General features: G+C 71.4%; 14 protein-coding genes. 1 reads left to right on the forward strand and 13 read right to left on the reverse strand.

The genetic code is table 11. The features are described from left to right. Positions 1-21 precede the first annotated feature (21 nt). The 13 genes from metK to pyrR form a co-directional block, all read right to left on the reverse strand. A complete protein-coding gene (metK, locus tag AB0R04_RS19485; protein WP_063346752.1) occupies positions 22-1,230 on the reverse strand; it encodes a methionine adenosyltransferase in 1,209 nt (402 codons plus the stop codon). Positions 1,231-1,380: 150 nt separating this feature from the next. Continuing rightward, complete coding sequence (gene coaBC / locus AB0R04_RS19490) at positions 1,381-2,628, reverse strand: bifunctional phosphopantothenoylcysteine decarboxylase/phosphopantothenate--cysteine ligase CoaBC (RefSeq protein ID WP_063346753.1); 1,248 nt, start codon at positions 2,626-2,628, stop codon at positions 1,381-1,383. 154 nt (positions 2,629-2,782) lie between these two features. Then, a complete protein-coding gene (rpoZ, locus tag AB0R04_RS19495; protein WP_030240625.1) occupies positions 2,783-3,049 on the reverse strand; it encodes a DNA-directed RNA polymerase subunit omega in 267 nt (88 codons plus the stop codon). 37 nt (positions 3,050-3,086) lie between these two features. Then, a complete protein-coding gene (gmk, locus tag AB0R04_RS19500) occupies positions 3,087-3,644 on the reverse strand; it encodes a guanylate kinase (RefSeq protein ID WP_063346754.1) in 558 nt (185 codons plus the stop codon). A gap of 48 nt (positions 3,645-3,692) precedes the next feature. After that, positions 3,693-4,019, reverse strand: coding sequence for an integration host factor, actinobacterial type (gene mihF / locus AB0R04_RS19505; protein ID WP_063346755.1), 327 nt, complete (start codon positions 4,017-4,019; stop codon positions 3,693-3,695). A gap of 382 nt (positions 4,020-4,401) precedes the next feature. Further along, positions 4,402-5,235 (reverse strand): orotidine-5'-phosphate decarboxylase, encoded by an 834-nt coding sequence (gene pyrF, locus AB0R04_RS19510; RefSeq protein ID WP_350877835.1) that lies wholly within the window; start codon positions 5,233-5,235, stop codon positions 4,402-4,404. A 100-nt stretch (positions 5,236-5,335) separates the two neighbouring features. Beyond that, positions 5,336-6,451, reverse strand: a complete 1,116-nt coding sequence (locus tag AB0R04_RS19515; protein ID WP_363372719.1) for a quinone-dependent dihydroorotate dehydrogenase — start codon at positions 6,449-6,451, stop codon at positions 5,336-5,338. Between the two features lie 106 nt (positions 6,452-6,557). Then, complete coding sequence (gene carB / locus AB0R04_RS19520; protein WP_363372722.1) at positions 6,558-9,866, reverse strand: carbamoyl-phosphate synthase large subunit; 3,309 nt, start codon at positions 9,864-9,866, stop codon at positions 6,558-6,560. Continuing rightward, positions 9,859-11,049, reverse strand: coding sequence for a glutamine-hydrolyzing carbamoyl-phosphate synthase small subunit (gene carA, locus AB0R04_RS19525; protein ID WP_063346759.1), 1,191 nt, complete (start codon positions 11,047-11,049; stop codon positions 9,859-9,861). Before carA ends, carB begins: the two co-directional genes overlap by 8 nt. Then, entirely contained in the window at positions 11,046-11,612 is a 567-nt protein-coding gene (locus AB0R04_RS19530) for a hypothetical protein (RefSeq protein ID WP_363372725.1), read from the reverse strand. Before AB0R04_RS19530 ends, carA begins: the two co-directional genes overlap by 4 nt. Beyond that, entirely contained in the window at positions 11,609-12,913 is a 1,305-nt protein-coding gene (locus AB0R04_RS19535) for a dihydroorotase (RefSeq protein WP_363372726.1), read from the reverse strand. The genes AB0R04_RS19530 and AB0R04_RS19535 overlap by 4 nt, the downstream gene beginning before the upstream one ends. Then, positions 12,910-13,884, reverse strand: a complete 975-nt coding sequence (locus AB0R04_RS19540) for an aspartate carbamoyltransferase catalytic subunit (protein WP_063346762.1) — start codon at positions 13,882-13,884, stop codon at positions 12,910-12,912. Before AB0R04_RS19540 ends, AB0R04_RS19535 begins: the two co-directional genes overlap by 4 nt. Before the next feature lie 5 nt (positions 13,885-13,889). After that, positions 13,890-14,537 (reverse strand): bifunctional pyr operon transcriptional regulator/uracil phosphoribosyltransferase PyrR, encoded by a 648-nt coding sequence (gene pyrR, locus AB0R04_RS19545; protein WP_363372728.1) that lies wholly within the window; start codon positions 14,535-14,537, stop codon positions 13,890-13,892. Between the two features lie 330 nt (positions 14,538-14,867). Between pyrR and AB0R04_RS19550 the strand changes: the two genes are divergently transcribed. Beyond that, a complete protein-coding gene (locus AB0R04_RS19550) occupies positions 14,868-15,371 on the forward strand; it encodes a transcriptional regulator (protein ID WP_031072501.1) in 504 nt (167 codons plus the stop codon). Positions 15,372-15,480: the final 109 nt, after the last annotated feature.

Genomic DNA, 15,480 nt, shown 5'->3' on the forward strand with positions numbered 1-15,480 from the left:
GCTTCCGGACGATCAGGCCGTTCAGTCCTTCACGGCCGCCTTCAGCTGCTCCACCCGGTCGGTGCGCTCCCAGGTGAAGTCGGGCAGCTCACGGCCGAAGTGGCCGTACGCCGCGGTCTGGGAGTAGATCGGGCGCAGCAGGTCCAGGTCGCGGATGATCGCGGCCGGGCGCAGGTCGAAGACGTCGGTGACGGCCTTCTGGATGGACAGCACCGGCACGGTCTCGGTGCCGAAGGTCTCGACGAACAGGCCCACGGGCTCGGCCTTGCCGATCGCGTACGCGACCTGCACCTCGGCGCGGCGGGCGAGGCCGGCGGCGACGATGTTCTTCGCCACCCAGCGCATCGCGTACGCGGCCGAGCGGTCGACCTTGGACGGGTCCTTGCCGGAGAAGGCGCCGCCACCGTGGCGGGCCATGCCGCCGTAGGTGTCGATGATGATCTTGCGGCCGGTGAGGCCGGCGTCGCCCATCGGGCCGCCGATCTCGAAGCGGCCGGTCGGGTTCACCAGCAGGCGGTAGCCCTCGGTGACCAGCTTGATGCCCTGGTCGGCGAGCGCCTTCAGCTCGGGCTCGACCACGAACTCGCGGATGTCCGGGGTGAGCAGCGACTCCAGGTCGATGTCACTGGCGTGCTGGGTGGAGACCACCACGGTGTCGAGGCGGACGGCCTTGTCGCCGTCGTACTCGATGGTGACCTGGGTCTTGCCGTCGGGGCGCAGGTACGGGATGGTCCCGTTCTTGCGGACCTCGGTCAGGCGGCGCGAGAGGCGGTGCGCGATGGTGATCGGCAGCGGCATCAGCTCGGGCGTCTCGTCGGACGCGTAGCCGAACATCAGGCCCTGGTCGCCGGCGCCCTGCTTGTCCAGGTCGTCCTCGTCGCCTTCGACCCGAGCCTCGTACGCGGTGTCGACGCCCTGAGCGATGTCGGGCGACTGCGCGCCGATGGACACCGACACGCCGCAGGAGGCGCCGTCGAAGCCCTTCTTGGAGCTGTCGTAGCCGATCTCCAGGATCTTGTCCCGGACGAGCTGGGCGATCGGCGCGTACGCCTTGGTGGTCACCTCGCCGGCCACGTGCACCTGGCCGGTGGTGATGAGCGTCTCCACGGCGACCCGGGAGGTCGGGTCCTCTCGCAGGAGAGCGTCAAGGATGGTGTCGCTGATCTGGTCAGCGATCTTGTCGGGGTGTCCCTCGGTGACGGACTCCGAGGTGAACAGGCGGCGAGACACAGCGCTCCCTGGGGTTGCAGCGGCTGCTGACTGAAGGCCCCCGGCGAACCGAGGACATCCGGAAAGACTTGATTCCTGGAGTCTAACGGGATGCCTCCGCCGAACGTCACCCGCTTCCGGAAATCTCGACCGATCTCCAGCAGGGCTTGATCAGTCGCCGACCGTTTCCAGCCGCTTGACGACCAGGTCCCAGACCACGTCCGCCAACGCCTCCTTCGGGCCCACCGGAACGGCCGTCTCACTGCCGTCCGAGCCCAGCACCACGGCCTCGTTGACGTCCGTCCCGAAGGCCTTGCCGTTGCCCACCTCGTTGACGACCAGCAGGTCGCAACCCTTGCGGGCGAGCTTGGCGCGGCCGTTGGCGAGCACGTCGTCGGTCTCCGCCGCGAAACCCACCACGAGTTGGCCCGAACGGGCGCGGTGCGCCGCCAGCTCGGCCAGGACGTCGGGGTTGCGGACGAGGGCGACCGGCGCCGGCTCCACCCCCTCGACCTTCTTGATCTTGCCGCTGGCGTACTCGGCGGGCCGGAAGTCCGCCACGGCCGCGGCCATGACCACGGCGTCGGCCGACGCGGCCGCCTTCAGCGCCGCCTCGCGCAGCTCCAGCGCGGTCGAGACGTGCACCACGTCGACCCCGGCCGGGTCGGCGAGCTCCGCGTTGGCCGAGACCAACGTCACGCGCGCCCCACGGGCCGCGGCCGTCACGGCGAGCGCGTAGCCCTGCTTGCCGGAGGAGCGGTTGCCCAGGAACCGCACCGGGTCCAGCGGCTCGCGGGTGCCGCCGGCCGAGACCACCACGTGCCGGCCCGCCAGGTCGGTCGGGGCGGCCCCGCCCCGGCGCAGCACGGCCCGGCAGGCGTCGAAGATCGCGGACGGCTCGGGCAGCCGCCCCTTGCCGGTGTCCTTGCCGGTGAGCCGCCCGACGGCCGGCTCCAGCACGATCACGCCGCGGCGGCGCAGCGTGGCGACGTTGTCCCGGGTGGCGGGGTGCTCCCACATCTCGGTGTGCATGGCGGGCGCCAGGACGACCGGACAGCGGGCGGTGAGCAGGGTGTTGGTGAGCAGGTCGTCGGCGAGGCCGTGGGCGGCCTTGGCGATCAGGTCGGCGGTGGCGGGGGCGACCACGACCAGGTCGGCCTGCTGGCCGATCCGCACGTGCGGCACCTCGTGCACGCGCTCCCAGGTCTCGGTGGCGGCCGGGCGGCCGGAGAGCGCGGCCCAGGTGGCCTCGCCGACGAAGTGCAGCGCGGCCTCGGTGGGCACCACGGTGACCTGGTGGCCGGACTCGGTGAACCGGCGGAGCAGCTCGCACGCCTTGTAGGCGGCGATGCCGCCGCTGACGCCGAGGGCGACGCGCGGCGCGTCCGCCGACCCGCTCCGGTCCGAAGTCGCGCTCATACTCCCGCTCTCCTCCACTCCTGGGACGTGCACACCCTACGGCCCCTCAGCCGCCGCGCGCACCGTGGTCGATCCCACAGCCCCCGGGAATGCCGAAGGGCCCGGCGGAAACGATTCCGCCGGGCCCTTCCACAAGAAACTTCGGAGCACCGCCTCAGGCGGCTTCGATCGCCTCGGCGGTCAGCATGCCCGCGTTGATCTCGCGCAGCGCGATCGACAGCGGCTTCTCGTGCACGTGGGTGTCGACCAGCGGGCCGACGTACTCGAGCAGGCCCTCACCGAGCTGGGAGTAGTACGCGTTGATCTGACGCGCGCGCTTGGCGGCGTAGATCACGAGGCTGTACTTGGAGTCGGTGGCCTCAAGCAGCTCGTCGATCGGCGGGTTGATGATGCCCTCGGGCGCGGTCATGGAAGAGGACACGCGAAAACCTTCCGAAAGGGTGGAAAAGACAGACAGGTCAGGCTACACCGAGCAAGGCTAGCAGTTCGCCCGCTACCTGCTCGACGGAGGTGTTGACAAGGGTCGTGTCGAACTCGGTCTCGGCCGCGAGCTCGACCTTGGCCGCCTCCAGCCGCTTCGCGATCACGTCCTGCGACTCCGTGCCCCGACCGGTCAGCCGTCGGACCAGCTCGTCCCAGCTCGGCGGAGCCAGGAAGACCAGCTGCGCCTCGGGCATCGACTCACGCACCTGGCGGGCGCCCTGGAGGTCGATCTCCAGCAGGACGGGCTCGCCGCGCTCCAGCTTCTCCAGCACCGCCGAGCGCGGGGTGCCGTAGCGGTTGCCGGCGAAGACGGCCCACTCCAGCAGCTCGCCGTTGGCGATCAGCTTGTCGAACTCGTCGTTGTCGACGAAGTGGTACTGGACCCCGTTCTGCTCGCCCGGCCTCGGGTGCCGGGTCGTCGCCGACACCGAGAGCCAGACCTCGGGGTGCTGCTTCCTCATATGAGCGACGACCGTGCTCTTGCCGACCCCCGAAGGGCCGGAGAGCACGGTCAGCCGCGGACGCTCACTCATGCACCGATTATCCCGGATCGCGGACGGTCCCGGGACCACGGGGCACGGTCAGGCGGCACCGCCGCCGAACTCCCGCTCCAGGGAGGCGATCTGGTTCGTGCCGAGGCCGCGGACGCGCCGGCTCTCGCTGATGCCGAGGCGTTCCATGATCTGCTTGGCACGGACCTTGCCGACGCCGGGAAGGGACTCCAGCAGTGCGGAGACCTTCATCTTGCCGATGACGTCGTTCTCGGCCTTTCCGGCCTTGATCACCTCGTGCAGGGAGGCGCCGGAGTGCTTGAGCCGGTTCTTGACCTCGGCGCGCTCCCGGCGAGCCTCGGCGGCCTTGGCGAGCGCGGCGGTGCGCTGTTCAGGGGTAAGGGGCGGAAGAGCCACGCCGTTCACCTCAGGGTGTGGAAGGAAGGGATTGAGCTATGACTGGTTTGGATCCCAGGACACCGTCCGCAAGGGGAACCACAGGGCCCTTGACCTGCGGGAGCTACGGGTTTCGCGGCTCGCCGATGACCTATCGCCGGACACTACCCGGATTGCGGCGCCACGTCAGGAAAAGAACACGAAAAGTCCTGGTCAGCCAAGGCCGACCAGGACTTTCCAGGGCAAAATGACCGCGATTGCGAAACTTTGACGCCGCCAATGTGACGGCGCTCACGTCAACTCCGGCGGGGTCCGGGGACCCTCGCCGGGCTGCGCACACTGCGCAGGGTCATCGCCCCGCTACGTGCTCGCGCCCGCGATCGCCGCTACTTCACCGCGTCCGCTACTTCACCGCGTCCGCGTACTCGCCGACGAACCGCTCGGCCGCCGAGCGCAGGGCCGCCACCGACGGACCGTGCTTGAGCACGTCCCGACTGACGCTCGGCACCACGTTGATCACCGCGGCGCCGAACACCCGCGGCAGGTCGGCCATCGTCGCGCCCTGGGCGCCGATCCCGGGAGCCAGCAGCGGGCCGTTGATCGCCAGTTCCACGCCCGCGTCGGCGAGCGTCGCGCCGACGACCGCGCCGAAGGAGCCCAGCGGGGCGGCGTCGCCGTTCTCCGCCGCCAGCTGCCGCAGCACCGAGGCCGCGACCGACTCGCCGTCCGCGCCGACCGCCCGCTGCACCTCGTGGCCCTCCGGGTTGGAGGTGAGCGCCAGCGCGAACACGCCGCAGCCCTGCGCGCGGGCCAGGTCGAGGGCCGGGCGCAGCGAGCCGAAGCCCAGGTACGGGCTGACCGTGACGGCGTCCGAGAACAGCGGGCTGCCGGGCGACAGGAAGGCCTCCGCGTAGGCGGCCATGGTGGAGCCGATGTCGCCGCGCTTGGCGTCCATCAGGACCAGCGCGCCGGCCGCCCTGGCCTCCTCGACGGACTTCTCCAGCACCGCGACGCCCTTGCTGCCGAAGCGTTCGAAGAAGGCGGCCTGCGGCTTGAGCACGGCCACCCGGTCGGCCAGCGCCTCGACGACGGTGCGGCTGAAGGTCTCCAGCCCGGCGAGGTCGTCGCCGAGCCCCCAGGCGGCGAGCAGGGAGGCGTGCGGGTCGATGCCGACGCAGAGCTGGCCACGGGTGTCGAGGGCCTGGCGCAGCCGGGCGCCGAACGGGGCGAGGGTCATGTCGTCCTTCCGGAAGGTCGTGGGGAGGCCGCACGGAGGCCGTGCGCGGGTCCTACACGGCTCGCACGGGGCGTCGTACGGAGCCGTGGCGTACGGAGGTTCAGGAGGAGGCCTTGGCGCCGTCGACGGCACTGCCGACGGCGGCGGCCAGGTCGCGGAAGCCCGCGGCCCGGATCCGGGCGGAGAGGCCCCGGTGGATCCGGCGGCACCAGAACGGGCCCTCGTAGATGAAGGCGCTGTAGCCCTGGACGAGGTCCGCGCCGTGGACGATCCGCTGCCAGACGTCCTCGGCGGTCTCGACGCCGCCGACCGAGACCAGCGTCAGCCGGCCCCCGGTCCGGGCGCGCAGGCGCTGGAGCACCTCCAGGGCGCGGGCCTTGAGCGGGGCACCGGACAGGCCGCCCATGCCGATCTCCTCGACCCGGGCGGCGTCGGCGCGCAGGCCTTCGCGGCCGATCGTGGTGTTGGTGGCGATGATGCCGTCCAGGCCCAGTTCCAGGGCGAGGTCGGCGACCGCGTCGACGTCCTCGTCGGCCAGGTCGGGGGCGATCTTGACCAGCAGCGGGACGTGGTGCGCGGTGGTGCGGTCGGCGGCCTCGCGGACGGCGGCGAGCAGCGGGCGCAGGTGGTCCACGGCCTGGAGGTTGCGCAGTCCGGGGGTGTTCGGCGAACTGACGTTGACGACCAGGTAGTCGGCGTACTTGGCCAGCCGCTCGGTGGACTTGACGTAGTCGGCGACGGCGTCGGCCTCCTCGACCACCTTGGTCTTGCCGATGTTGACGCCGATCACCGGGGTGGAGCTGGTGTGCGGGCGGGCGGCGAGGCGCGCGGCGACCCGGGCCGAGCCCTGGTTGTTGAAGCCCATCCGGTTGATCAGCGCGCGGTCCTCGACCAGGCGGAACAGCCGGGGCGTCGGGTTGCCCGGCTGGGGCTCGCCGGTGATGGTGCCGATCTCGACGTAGTCGAAGCCGAGCATCGCCAGGCCGTCGATGCCGACGCCGTTCTTGTCGAAGCCGGCCGCCAGGCCGAACGGGCCCGGCAGGTCGAGGCCGAGGGCCGTGGTGTGCAGCGCCCGGTCACGCGGGGCGAGCACCAGCCGCGCCAGCGTGCGCAGGCCGGGCACCGAGGAGGCGAGCCGGATCCAGAAGAAGGCGAGGTGGTGGGCCTTCTCGGGGTCCATCTTCTTGAAGACGAGGTCGAACAGCAGCTTGTACAAAAACCCAACTCCCGGATCAGGGCCCGGATCTGAGCGTGAGCACCCGGATCAGGGCATGGAAGTGGGGGGCACCCGGCTGGCCTCGGTGCCCCCCACTGCGGTGGTGCTACTTGCGGCCGGCGTTGATCAGCGCGGCGTGCTCCTGGAGCGACATCACCCCGACCTCGTCGCGCAGCAGCGCGTCCATGCCCTGGACGGCCGCGCCCATCGCCTGGACCGTGGTCAGGCAGGGCACGCCGCGGGACACGGCGGCGGTGCGGATCTCGTAGCCGTCGAGGCGCCCGCCGGTGCCGTACGGCGTGTTGATGATGAGGTCGACCTCACCGTCGTGGATCAGCTGGACGATGGTCCGCTCGCCGTTGGGGCCCTCGCCCTCGCTGTGCTTGCGCACCAGCGTGGACGGGATGCCGCCGCGGTGCAGCACCTCGGCGGTGCCGGCGGTGGCGAGCACCTCGAAGCCGAGGCCGACCAGCGCGCGGGCCGGGAAGACCAGGTTGCGCTTGTCGCGGTTGGCGACCGAGACGAAGACCTTGCCCTTGGTCGGCAGCGCGCCGTAGGCGCCGGCCTGGGCCTTGGCGTAGGCCGTGCCGAAGACCTTGTCGATGCCCATGACCTCGCCGGTCGAGCGCATCTCCGGGCCGAGCACGGTGTCCACGCCGCGGCCGTGGATGTCGCGGAAGCGGCTCCAGGGCATCACGGCCTCCTTGACCGCGATCGGCGCGTCGGCCGGCAGCGTGCCGCCGTCGCCCTCGGCCGGGAGCAGGCCCTCGGCGCGCAGTTCGGCGATGGTGGCGCCGAGCGAGATCCGGGCGGCGGCCTTGGCCAGCGGCACGGCGGTCGCCTTGGAGGTGAACGGCACGGTGCGGGAGGCGCGCGGGTTGGCCTCCAGCACGTACAGGATGTCCCCGGCCAGCGCGAACTGGATGTTGATCAGGCCGCGGACGCCGACGCCGCGCGCGATGGCCTCGGTGGAGGTGCGCAGGCGCTTGATGTCGTAGCCGCCGAGGGTGATCGGGGGCAGCGCGCAGGCGGAGTCGCCGGAGTGGATGCCGGCCTCCTCGATGTGCTCCATGACGCCGCCGAGGTAGAGCTCGGTGCCGTCGTACAGCGCGTCGACGTCGATCTCCACCGCGTCGTCGAGGAAGCGGTCGATGAGCACCGGGTGCTCGGAGATCAGGCCGGCGTGGCGCTCCAGGTAGGAGGCGAGCGAGGCCTCGTCGTAGACGATCTCCATGCCGCGGCCGCCGAGCACGTACGACGGGCGGGCGAGCACCGGGTAGCCGATCTCGTCGGCGATGGCCTTGGCCTCGGCGAAGGAGAAGGCGGTGCCGTGCTTGGGGGCGGGCAGGCCGGCGTCGCGCAGCACGCGGCCGAAGGCGCCGCGCTCCTCGGCGAGGTCGATCGCCTCGGGCTGGGTGCCGACGATCGGCACGCCGTTGTCCTTGAGCGCCTGGGCCAGGCCGAGCGGGGTCTGGCCGCCGAGCTGGACGATCACGCCGGCCAGCGGGCCGGCCTGCTGCTCGGCGTGGACGATCTCCAGCACGTCCTCCAGGGTGAGCGGCTCGAAGTAGAGCCGGTCGGAGGTGTCGTAGTCGGTGGAGACGGTCTCCGGGTTGCAGTTGACCATCACGGTCTCGTACCCGGCGTCGGCCAGCGCGAAGGAGGCGTGCACGCAGGAGTAGTCGAACTCGATGCCCTGGCCGATGCGGTTCGGGCCGGAGCCGAGGATGATCACGGCCGGCTTGGTGCGCGGGGCGACCTCGTTCTCCTCGTCGTAGGACGAGTAGAAGTACGGGGTCTTGGCGGCGAACTCGGCGGCGCAGGTGTCGACGGTCTTGAACACCGGGCGGATGCCGAGCGCGTGCCGGACCTCGCGGACGACGTCCGGCTTCAGGCCGCGGATCTCGCCGATCTGCTGGTCGGAGAAGCCGTGCCGCTTGGCGTGGCGCAGCAGCTCGGGGGTGAGCTTCGCGGCCTCGGTCAGCTCGGCGGCGATCTCGTCGAGCAGGAAGAGCTGGTCGACGAACCACGGGTCGATCTTGGTGGCCTCGAACACCTCCTCCGGGGTGGCGCCGGCCCGGATGGCCTCCATCACGGTGTTGATCCGGCCGTCGGTCGGCACGACCGCCTTGGCCAGCAGTTCGGCCTTGTCGCCGACCGGGCCGGTCCAGGAGAACTGGGAGCCCTTCTTCTCCAGCGAGCGCAGCGCCTTCTGCAGCGCCTCGGGGAAGTTGCGGCCCATGGCCATGGCCTCGCCGACCGACTTCATGGTGGTGGTCAGCGTGGCGTCGGCGCTCGGGAACTTCTCGAACGCGAACCGGGGGACCTTCACCACGACGTAGTCGAGGGCCGGCTCGAAGGAGGCCGGGGTCTGCTCGGTGATGTCGTTGGGGATCTCGTCGAGCGTGTAGCCGACGGCCAGCTTGGCGGCGATCTTGGCGATCGGGAAGCCGGTCGCCTTCGAGGCCAGCGCGGAGGAGCGCGACACCCGCGGGTTCATCTCGATGACGATGACCCGGCCGCTGTCGGGGTTGACGGCGAACTGGATGTTGCAGCCGCCGGTGTCGACGCCGACCTCGCGGATCACGGCGATGCCGATGTCGCGCAGGATCTGGTACTCACGGTCGGTGAGGGTCATCGCCGGGGCGACGGTGATCGAGTCACCGGTGTGCACGCCCATCGGGTCGAAGTTCTCGATGGAGCAGACGACCACGACGTTGTCGTTCTTGTCGCGCATCAGCTCCAGCTCGTACTCCTTCCAGCCGAGGATGGACTCCTCCAGGAGCACCTCGGTGGTCGGCGAGAGGGCCAGGCCCTGGCCGGCGATGCGGCGCAGGTCCTCCTCGTCGTGGGCGAAGCCGGAGCCGGCGCCGCCCATGGTGAAGGAGGGGCGGACGACGACGGGGTAGCCGCCGAGCGTGTCGACGCCGGCCAGCACGTCGTCCATCGAGTGGCAGATGACCGAACGGGCGGACTCGCCGTGGCCGATCTTGGCGTTGACCGCCTCGACGACGCCCTTGAACAGCTGGCGGTCCTCGCCCTTGTTGATCGCCACCACGTCGGCGCCGATCAGCTCGACGCCGTACTTCTCCAGCGTGCCGGCCGCGTGCAGGGAGATCGCGGTGTTGAGCGCGGTCTGCCCGCCGAGGGTCGGCAGCAGCGCGTCGGGGCGCTCCTTGGCGATGATCCGCTCGACGAACTCCGGGGTGATCGGCTCGACGTAGGTGGCGTCGGCGATCTCCGGGTCGGTCATGATCGTGGCCGGGTTGGAGTTGACCAGCACGACCCGCAGGCCCTCGGCCTTGAGGACGCGGCAGGCCTGCGTGCCCGAGTAGTCGAACTCGGCGGCCTGGCCGATCACGATCGGGCCGGACCCGATCACCAGGACGGACTTGATGTCAGTGCGCTTAGGCACGCTGGCCCTCCATGAGCTTCGCGCTGTGCTTGTCGTCGCCGCGCATGAGCTCGACGAACCGGTCGAAGAGGTAGGCCGCGTCGTGCGGGCCGGCCGCCGCTTCGGGGTGGTACTGCACGCTGAAGGCGGGGACGTCGAGCGCCTGGAGGCCCTCGACCACGTCGTCGTTGAGGCAGACGTGGGAGACCTCGACCCGCCCGAAGGGGGTGTCGCTCACCCGGTCCAGCGGTGCGTTCACGGCGAAGCCGTGGTTGTGCGCGGTCACCTCGACCTTGCCGGTGGTGCGGTCCTGCACCGGCTGGTTGATGCCGCGGTGGCCGTACTTGAGCTTGTAGGTGCCGAAGCCCAGTGCGCGGCCGAGGATCTGGTTGCCGAAGCAGATCCCGAAGAACGGGGTCCCGCGCTCCAGCACGCCCTGCGCGACGGCGACCTGGTGGTCGGCGGTGGCCGGGTCGCCCGGGCCGTTGGAGAAGAACACGCCGTCCGGCTGGACCGCGTAGAGGTCCTCCAGGGTGGAGTTGGCCGGCAGCACGTGCACCTCGATGCCGCGCTCGGCCATCCGCTGCGGGGTCATCCCCTTGATGCCGAGGTCCAGCGCGGCGACGGTGAACTTCTTCTCACCGATCGCGGGCACGACGTACGCCTCGGTGGTGGCCACCTCGGCGCACAGGTCGGCGCCCTTCATCTCGGGCGACTGCTGCACCCGGGCGAGCAGTTCGGCCTGGTCGGTCAGCGCCTCGCCGGAGAAGATGCCGCAGCGCATCGCGCCGCGCTCGCGCAGGTGGCGGGTGAGCGCCCGGGTGTCGATGCCACTGATGCCGACGACGCCCTGGCGGACGAGCTCCTCGTCCAGCGAGCGGGTGGAGCGCCAGTTGGACGCCACCCGGGCGGGGTCGCGCACGACGTACCCGGCGACCCAGATCCGCTTGGACTCGTCGTCCTCGTCGTTCCAGCCGGTGTTGCCGATCTGCGGGGCGGTCATCACGACCACCTGGCGGTGGTACGACGGGTCGGTGAGGGTCTCCTGGTAGCCGGACATGCCGGTGTTGAAGACGGCCTCGCCGAAGGTCTCGCCGGTCGCGCCGTAGGCCTCGCCGCGGAAGGTCCGGCCGTCCTCCAGGACGAGCACGGCGGGGGTGCGCTCCCGCCGTCGGCGCTGCGTGGTGGGGGCAGGTGCGGTCATTGAGCGGCCTCTTCCGTCTTCGTCTTCGTACGTGTTGCGAGTTGGGCGATCGCCTCGACCCAGGCGGCGTGCTCGTCGGGGTGGTCGGCCCGGAAGCCCGAGTCCAGCTCGGTGCCCTCGTGCGTCCAGCTGACGACGAGCAGCCCGGCCGGGACGACCTTGCCGGCGATCCCGGAGTCCGTGCGGGCACCGGTCAGGTGCCCGGCCGGGATCCAGAGGTCGACGTCACCGGGGCGCCGCACCAGCAGGCCGTCCTCGCCGAGGGTGAGGTCGGCGCGGCTGCGGGTGCCCAGGCCGTGCGCGACGACCCGGTCGAGCCAGTTCCCGGCGGTGGTGGAGCCGTGGTACCGCCCGCTGGTCTCCAGGATGGTCCGCCCGGCGCCGGCCGGCACGGCGGGCAGCGGCGGGATGCCGGACTGGAGGGTGCGCCGCCAGTTCCAGCCCTGCCGCATCAGCCAGTAGACGAGCCCGATGACGATCAGCAGGCCGACGGCCCAGCCGATGTACCCGGGCCAGTTGGTGACCTTGGCCTGCTCCTGGGCGAGCGCGGCCGGGCCGGTCACGCCGCCCCGCCCTGCTCGGCCAGCTCGCCGGCCAGCACGGTGGCGCGCCCGCGCAGGAAGGTGGCGTGCACCCGTCCGGGCAGGTCAAGGCCCTTGTAGGGGGTGTTGCGGCTGCGGGTGGCGAAGCTGTCCGGGTTCACGGCACCACGGTACGCGGGATCGAACAGCACCAGGTTGGCCGGCTCACCGACCGAGACGGGACGGCCCTGTCCGGCGAGACGGCCGATCCGGGCCGGGCGGTGCGACATGCGGTCGGCGACGCCCTCCCAGTTCAGCAGGCCGGTGTCCACCATGGTCTGCTGCACGACCGACAGCGCGGTCTCCAGGCCGACCATGCCCATCGCGGCGACGGCCCACTCGCAGTCCTTGTCCTCGTCCGGGTGCGGCGCGTGGTCGGTGGCGACGGCGTCGATGGTGCCGTCCGCGAGCGCCTTGCGCAGCGCCTGGACGTCCTCGGCGGTGCGCAGCGGCGGGTTGACCTTGTAGACCGGGTCGTAGGAGCGGACCAGCTCGTCGGTGAGCAGCAGGTGGTGCGGGGTGACCTCGGCGGTGACGTCCCAGCCCTTGGCCTTGGCCCAGCGGATGATCTCGACCGAGCCGGCGGTGGAGACGTGGCAGACGTGCAGCCGGGAGCCGACGTGCGCGGCGAGCAGCACGTCCCGCGCGATGATCGACTCCTCGGCGACGGCCGGCCAGCCGCCGAGCCCGAGCTCGCCGGAGACCTGGCCCTCGTTCATCTGGGCGCCCTCGGTGAGCCGCGGCTCCTGGGCGTGCTGGGCGACGACGCCGTCGAAGGCCTTGACGTACTCCAGGGCGCGGCGCATCAGCACCGCGTCGTCCACGCACTTGCCGTCGTCGGAGAAGACCCGCACGTTCGCGGCGGACTCGTGCATCGCGCCCAGCTCGGCGAGCTTGTTGCCCTCCAGGCCGACGGTGACGGCGCCGACCGGCTGCACGTCGCAGTAGCCGGCCTCCTGGCCGAGCCGCCAGACCTGCTCGACCACGCCGGCGGTGTCGGCCACCGGGGTGGTGTTGGCCATCGCGTGCACGGCGGTGAAGCCGCCCATCGCGGCGGCCCGGGTGCCGGTGAGCACGGTCTCGGCGTCCTCGCGGCCGGGCTCGCGCAGGTGGGTGTGCAGGTCGACGAGACCGGGCAGCACGATCAGGCCGCCGGCGTCGATCTCGATGTCCGCCTCGACCGCCAGGTCGGTGCCGATCGCCTTGATCACACCGTCGGCGAGGTGGAGGTCCTGCGGGGCACCGCCGAGGATCTGGGCGTTGCGGATCAGGTAGGTGGTCACTGAGCGGTCTCCACGGAGTCGGTGCGGGCGTCGTTGAGGGTGGCTCCCCCGAGCAGCAGGTACAGGACGGCCATCCGGACCGACACGCCGTTGGCGACCTGCTCGACCACGGTGCAGCGCGGCGAGTCGGCGACCTCGGCGGTGATCTCCATGCCGCGCACCATCGGGCCGGGGTGCATCACGATGGCGTGCTCGGGCAGCTGGGACATCCGGGTGCCGTTCAGGCCGTAGCGGCGGCTGTACTCGCGCTCGGTCGGGAAGAACGCGGCGTTCATCCGCTCGCGCTGCACCCGCAGCATCATCACCGCGTCCGTCTTGGGGAGCACGCGGTCCAGGTCGTAGCTGACCTCGCAGGGCCAGTTCTGGATGCCGATCGGGAGCAGCGTCGGCGGGGCGACGAAGGTGACCTGGGCACCGAGGGTGGTCAGCAGGTGCACGTTGGACCGGGCGACCCGGCTGTGCAGGATGTCGCCGACGATGGTCACCCGGCGCCCGGCGAGGTCGTTGCCCAGCCCGGCGTTGAGGTGGCGGCGCATGGTGAAGGCGTCGAGCAGCGCCTGGGTGGGGTGCTCGTGGGTGCCGTCACCGGCGTTGATCACGCTGCCGTGCAGCCAGTCGGACTGGGCGAGGCGGGCCGGCGCGCCCGAGGCGTGGTGCCGGACGACGACCGCGTCGGCGCCCATCGCCTGGAGGGTGAGCGCGGTGTCCTTGAGGCTCTCGCCCTTGGAGACCGAGGAGCCCTTGGCGGAGAAGTTGATGACGTCGGCGGAGAGCCGCTTCTCGGCGACCTCGAAGGAGGTCTTGGTGCGGGTCGAGTCCTCGAAGAAGAGGTTGACGACGGTCCGGCCGCGCAGCGTGGGCAGCTTCTTGACGGCCCGTCCGGAGAGCTGGGCCAGCTCCTCGGCGGTGTCCAGGATCAGCAGCGCGTCGTCGCGGGTGAGGTCGGCGGCGGAGACGAGGTGGCGCTTCACGCGGGCTACTCCGGGAGGTGCGGTTCGGACGGCTGGGAGGCCAGGGCCTGCGAACCCTGTTCATCGCGCGCGGAGCGCGACGCATCGGTGTAGTCGCGGTCGCCGACCAGCACGGCGTCCACGCCGTCGCTGTCGGACAGGCGCACCTGCACGGCCTCGCGCAGCGAGGTGGGGAGGTTCTTGCCCACGTAGTCGGCCCGGATCGGCAGCTCGCGGTGGCCTCGGTCGACCAGGACGGCGAGCTGGACGGCGCGCGGGCGGCCGATGTCGTTCAGCGCGTCGAGCGCGGCCCGGATGGTGCGGCCGGAGAAGAGCACGTCGTCGACGAGGATGACGAGCTTGCCGTCGATGCCGCCGGACGGGATCTCGGTGTGCTCCAGGGCGCGGGCGGGCTTGAGCCGCAGGTCGTCCCGGTACATGGTGATGTCCAGGGCGCCCAGCGGGATCTCGCGCCCGGTGATCTGGGCCAGCCGACCGTGCAGGCGGCGGGCGAGGTGGACGCCCCTGGTGTGGATGCCGAGCAGCACGACGTCCTCGGCGCCCTTGGCGCGCTCGACGATCTCGTGCGCTATCCGGGTGACGACCCGGGCGATGTCCGTGCCGTCCAGCACCTGGTGCGGCGGTCGCGGCGTCGAATCTTGGTGTGTGGTCATGCCGAAGCGGACCTCCTTCCCCGCCTCACTGGACGGGCCTTAAAGGATGTCTGGGACTGCCCTCGCCGACCGGGCGCGGGCTTCGAGCCATCCTAGCAGCGGGCCGGGAGGCAACCGGACACGCACCATTCCGCTTCGCCGGGTTCACGCCCCGGACGCGCCGCGGATGCGGGCCATTCGCACGACTGCCCCATTCGGCTTGACGCAGCTACCTTACTCTACGTAACCTCACAGTGAGTTACGAGACGGACGTCGAACCCACCGGTAACGGCGTCGACCATCGTCCGTGACCCACCACTGAACGCGAAGCAATCTCGTCCGGGGAGACCAATGTCCAGCGACTACGCGAAGCAACTCGGGGGCAAGCTCCGAGCGATCCGCACTCAGCAGGGTCTCTCCCTGCACGGTGTCGAGGAGAAGTCCCAGGGGCGCTGGAAGGCAGTCGTCGTCGGCTCGTACGAGCGCGGCGACCGTGCGGTCACCGTGCAGCGGCTGGCCGAGCTGGCGGAGTTCTACGGCGTCCCGGTGCAGGAGCTGCTGCCCGGCGGCACCCCCGGCGGCGCGGCCGAGCCGCCGCCGCGCCTGGTGCTCGACCTGGAGAGACTGACCCAGGTCCCGTCCGAGAAGGCCGGCCCGCTGCAGCGCTACGCGGCGACGATCCAGAGCCAGCGCGGCGACTACAACGGCAAGGTGCTGTCGATCCGCCAGGACGACCTGCGCACTCTGGCGGTCATCTACGACCAGTCGCCGTCGATCCTCACCGAGCAGCTGATCTCCTGGGGCGTGCTGAACCCCGACGCGCGCCGTGCGGTGCGCGAGGAGGAGGCGAGCTGACGCTCGCCGCACCGGCTCCCGTCGGCTCGGTCCGCGGTCCGGGCCACGCCCCGGGCCTTGCAGAAACGTCACGGCGCGGCACCCCGCATCCCGGGGGCCGCGCCGTCGC

The organism is Kitasatospora sp. NPDC056731, from assembly GCF_040687675.1.
Classification (GTDB): Bacteria; Actinomycetota; Actinomycetes; order Streptomycetales; family Streptomycetaceae; genus Kitasatospora.

Coding starts and splice junctions, on each gene's coding strand:
- coaBC (WP_063346753.1), bottom strand. CDS start 2,628: ATGAGCGCGACTTCGGACCGGAGCGGGTCGGCGGACGCGCCGCGCGTC.
- gmk (WP_063346754.1), bottom strand. CDS start 3,644: ATGAGTGAGCGTCCGCGGCTGACCGTGCTCTCCGGCCCTTCGGGGGTC.
- pyrF (WP_350877835.1), bottom strand. CDS start 5,235: ATGACCCTCGCCCCGTTCGGCGCCCGGCTGCGCCAGGCCCTCGACACC.
- carA (WP_063346759.1), bottom strand. CDS start 11,049: ATGACCGCACCTGCCCCCACCACGCAGCGCCGACGGCGGGAGCGCACC.
- pyrR (WP_363372728.1), bottom strand. CDS start 14,537: ATGACCACACACCAAGATTCGACGCCGCGACCGCCGCACCAGGTGCTG.
- AB0R04_RS19550 (WP_031072501.1), top strand. CDS start 14,868: ATGTCCAGCGACTACGCGAAGCAACTCGGGGGCAAGCTCCGAGCGATC.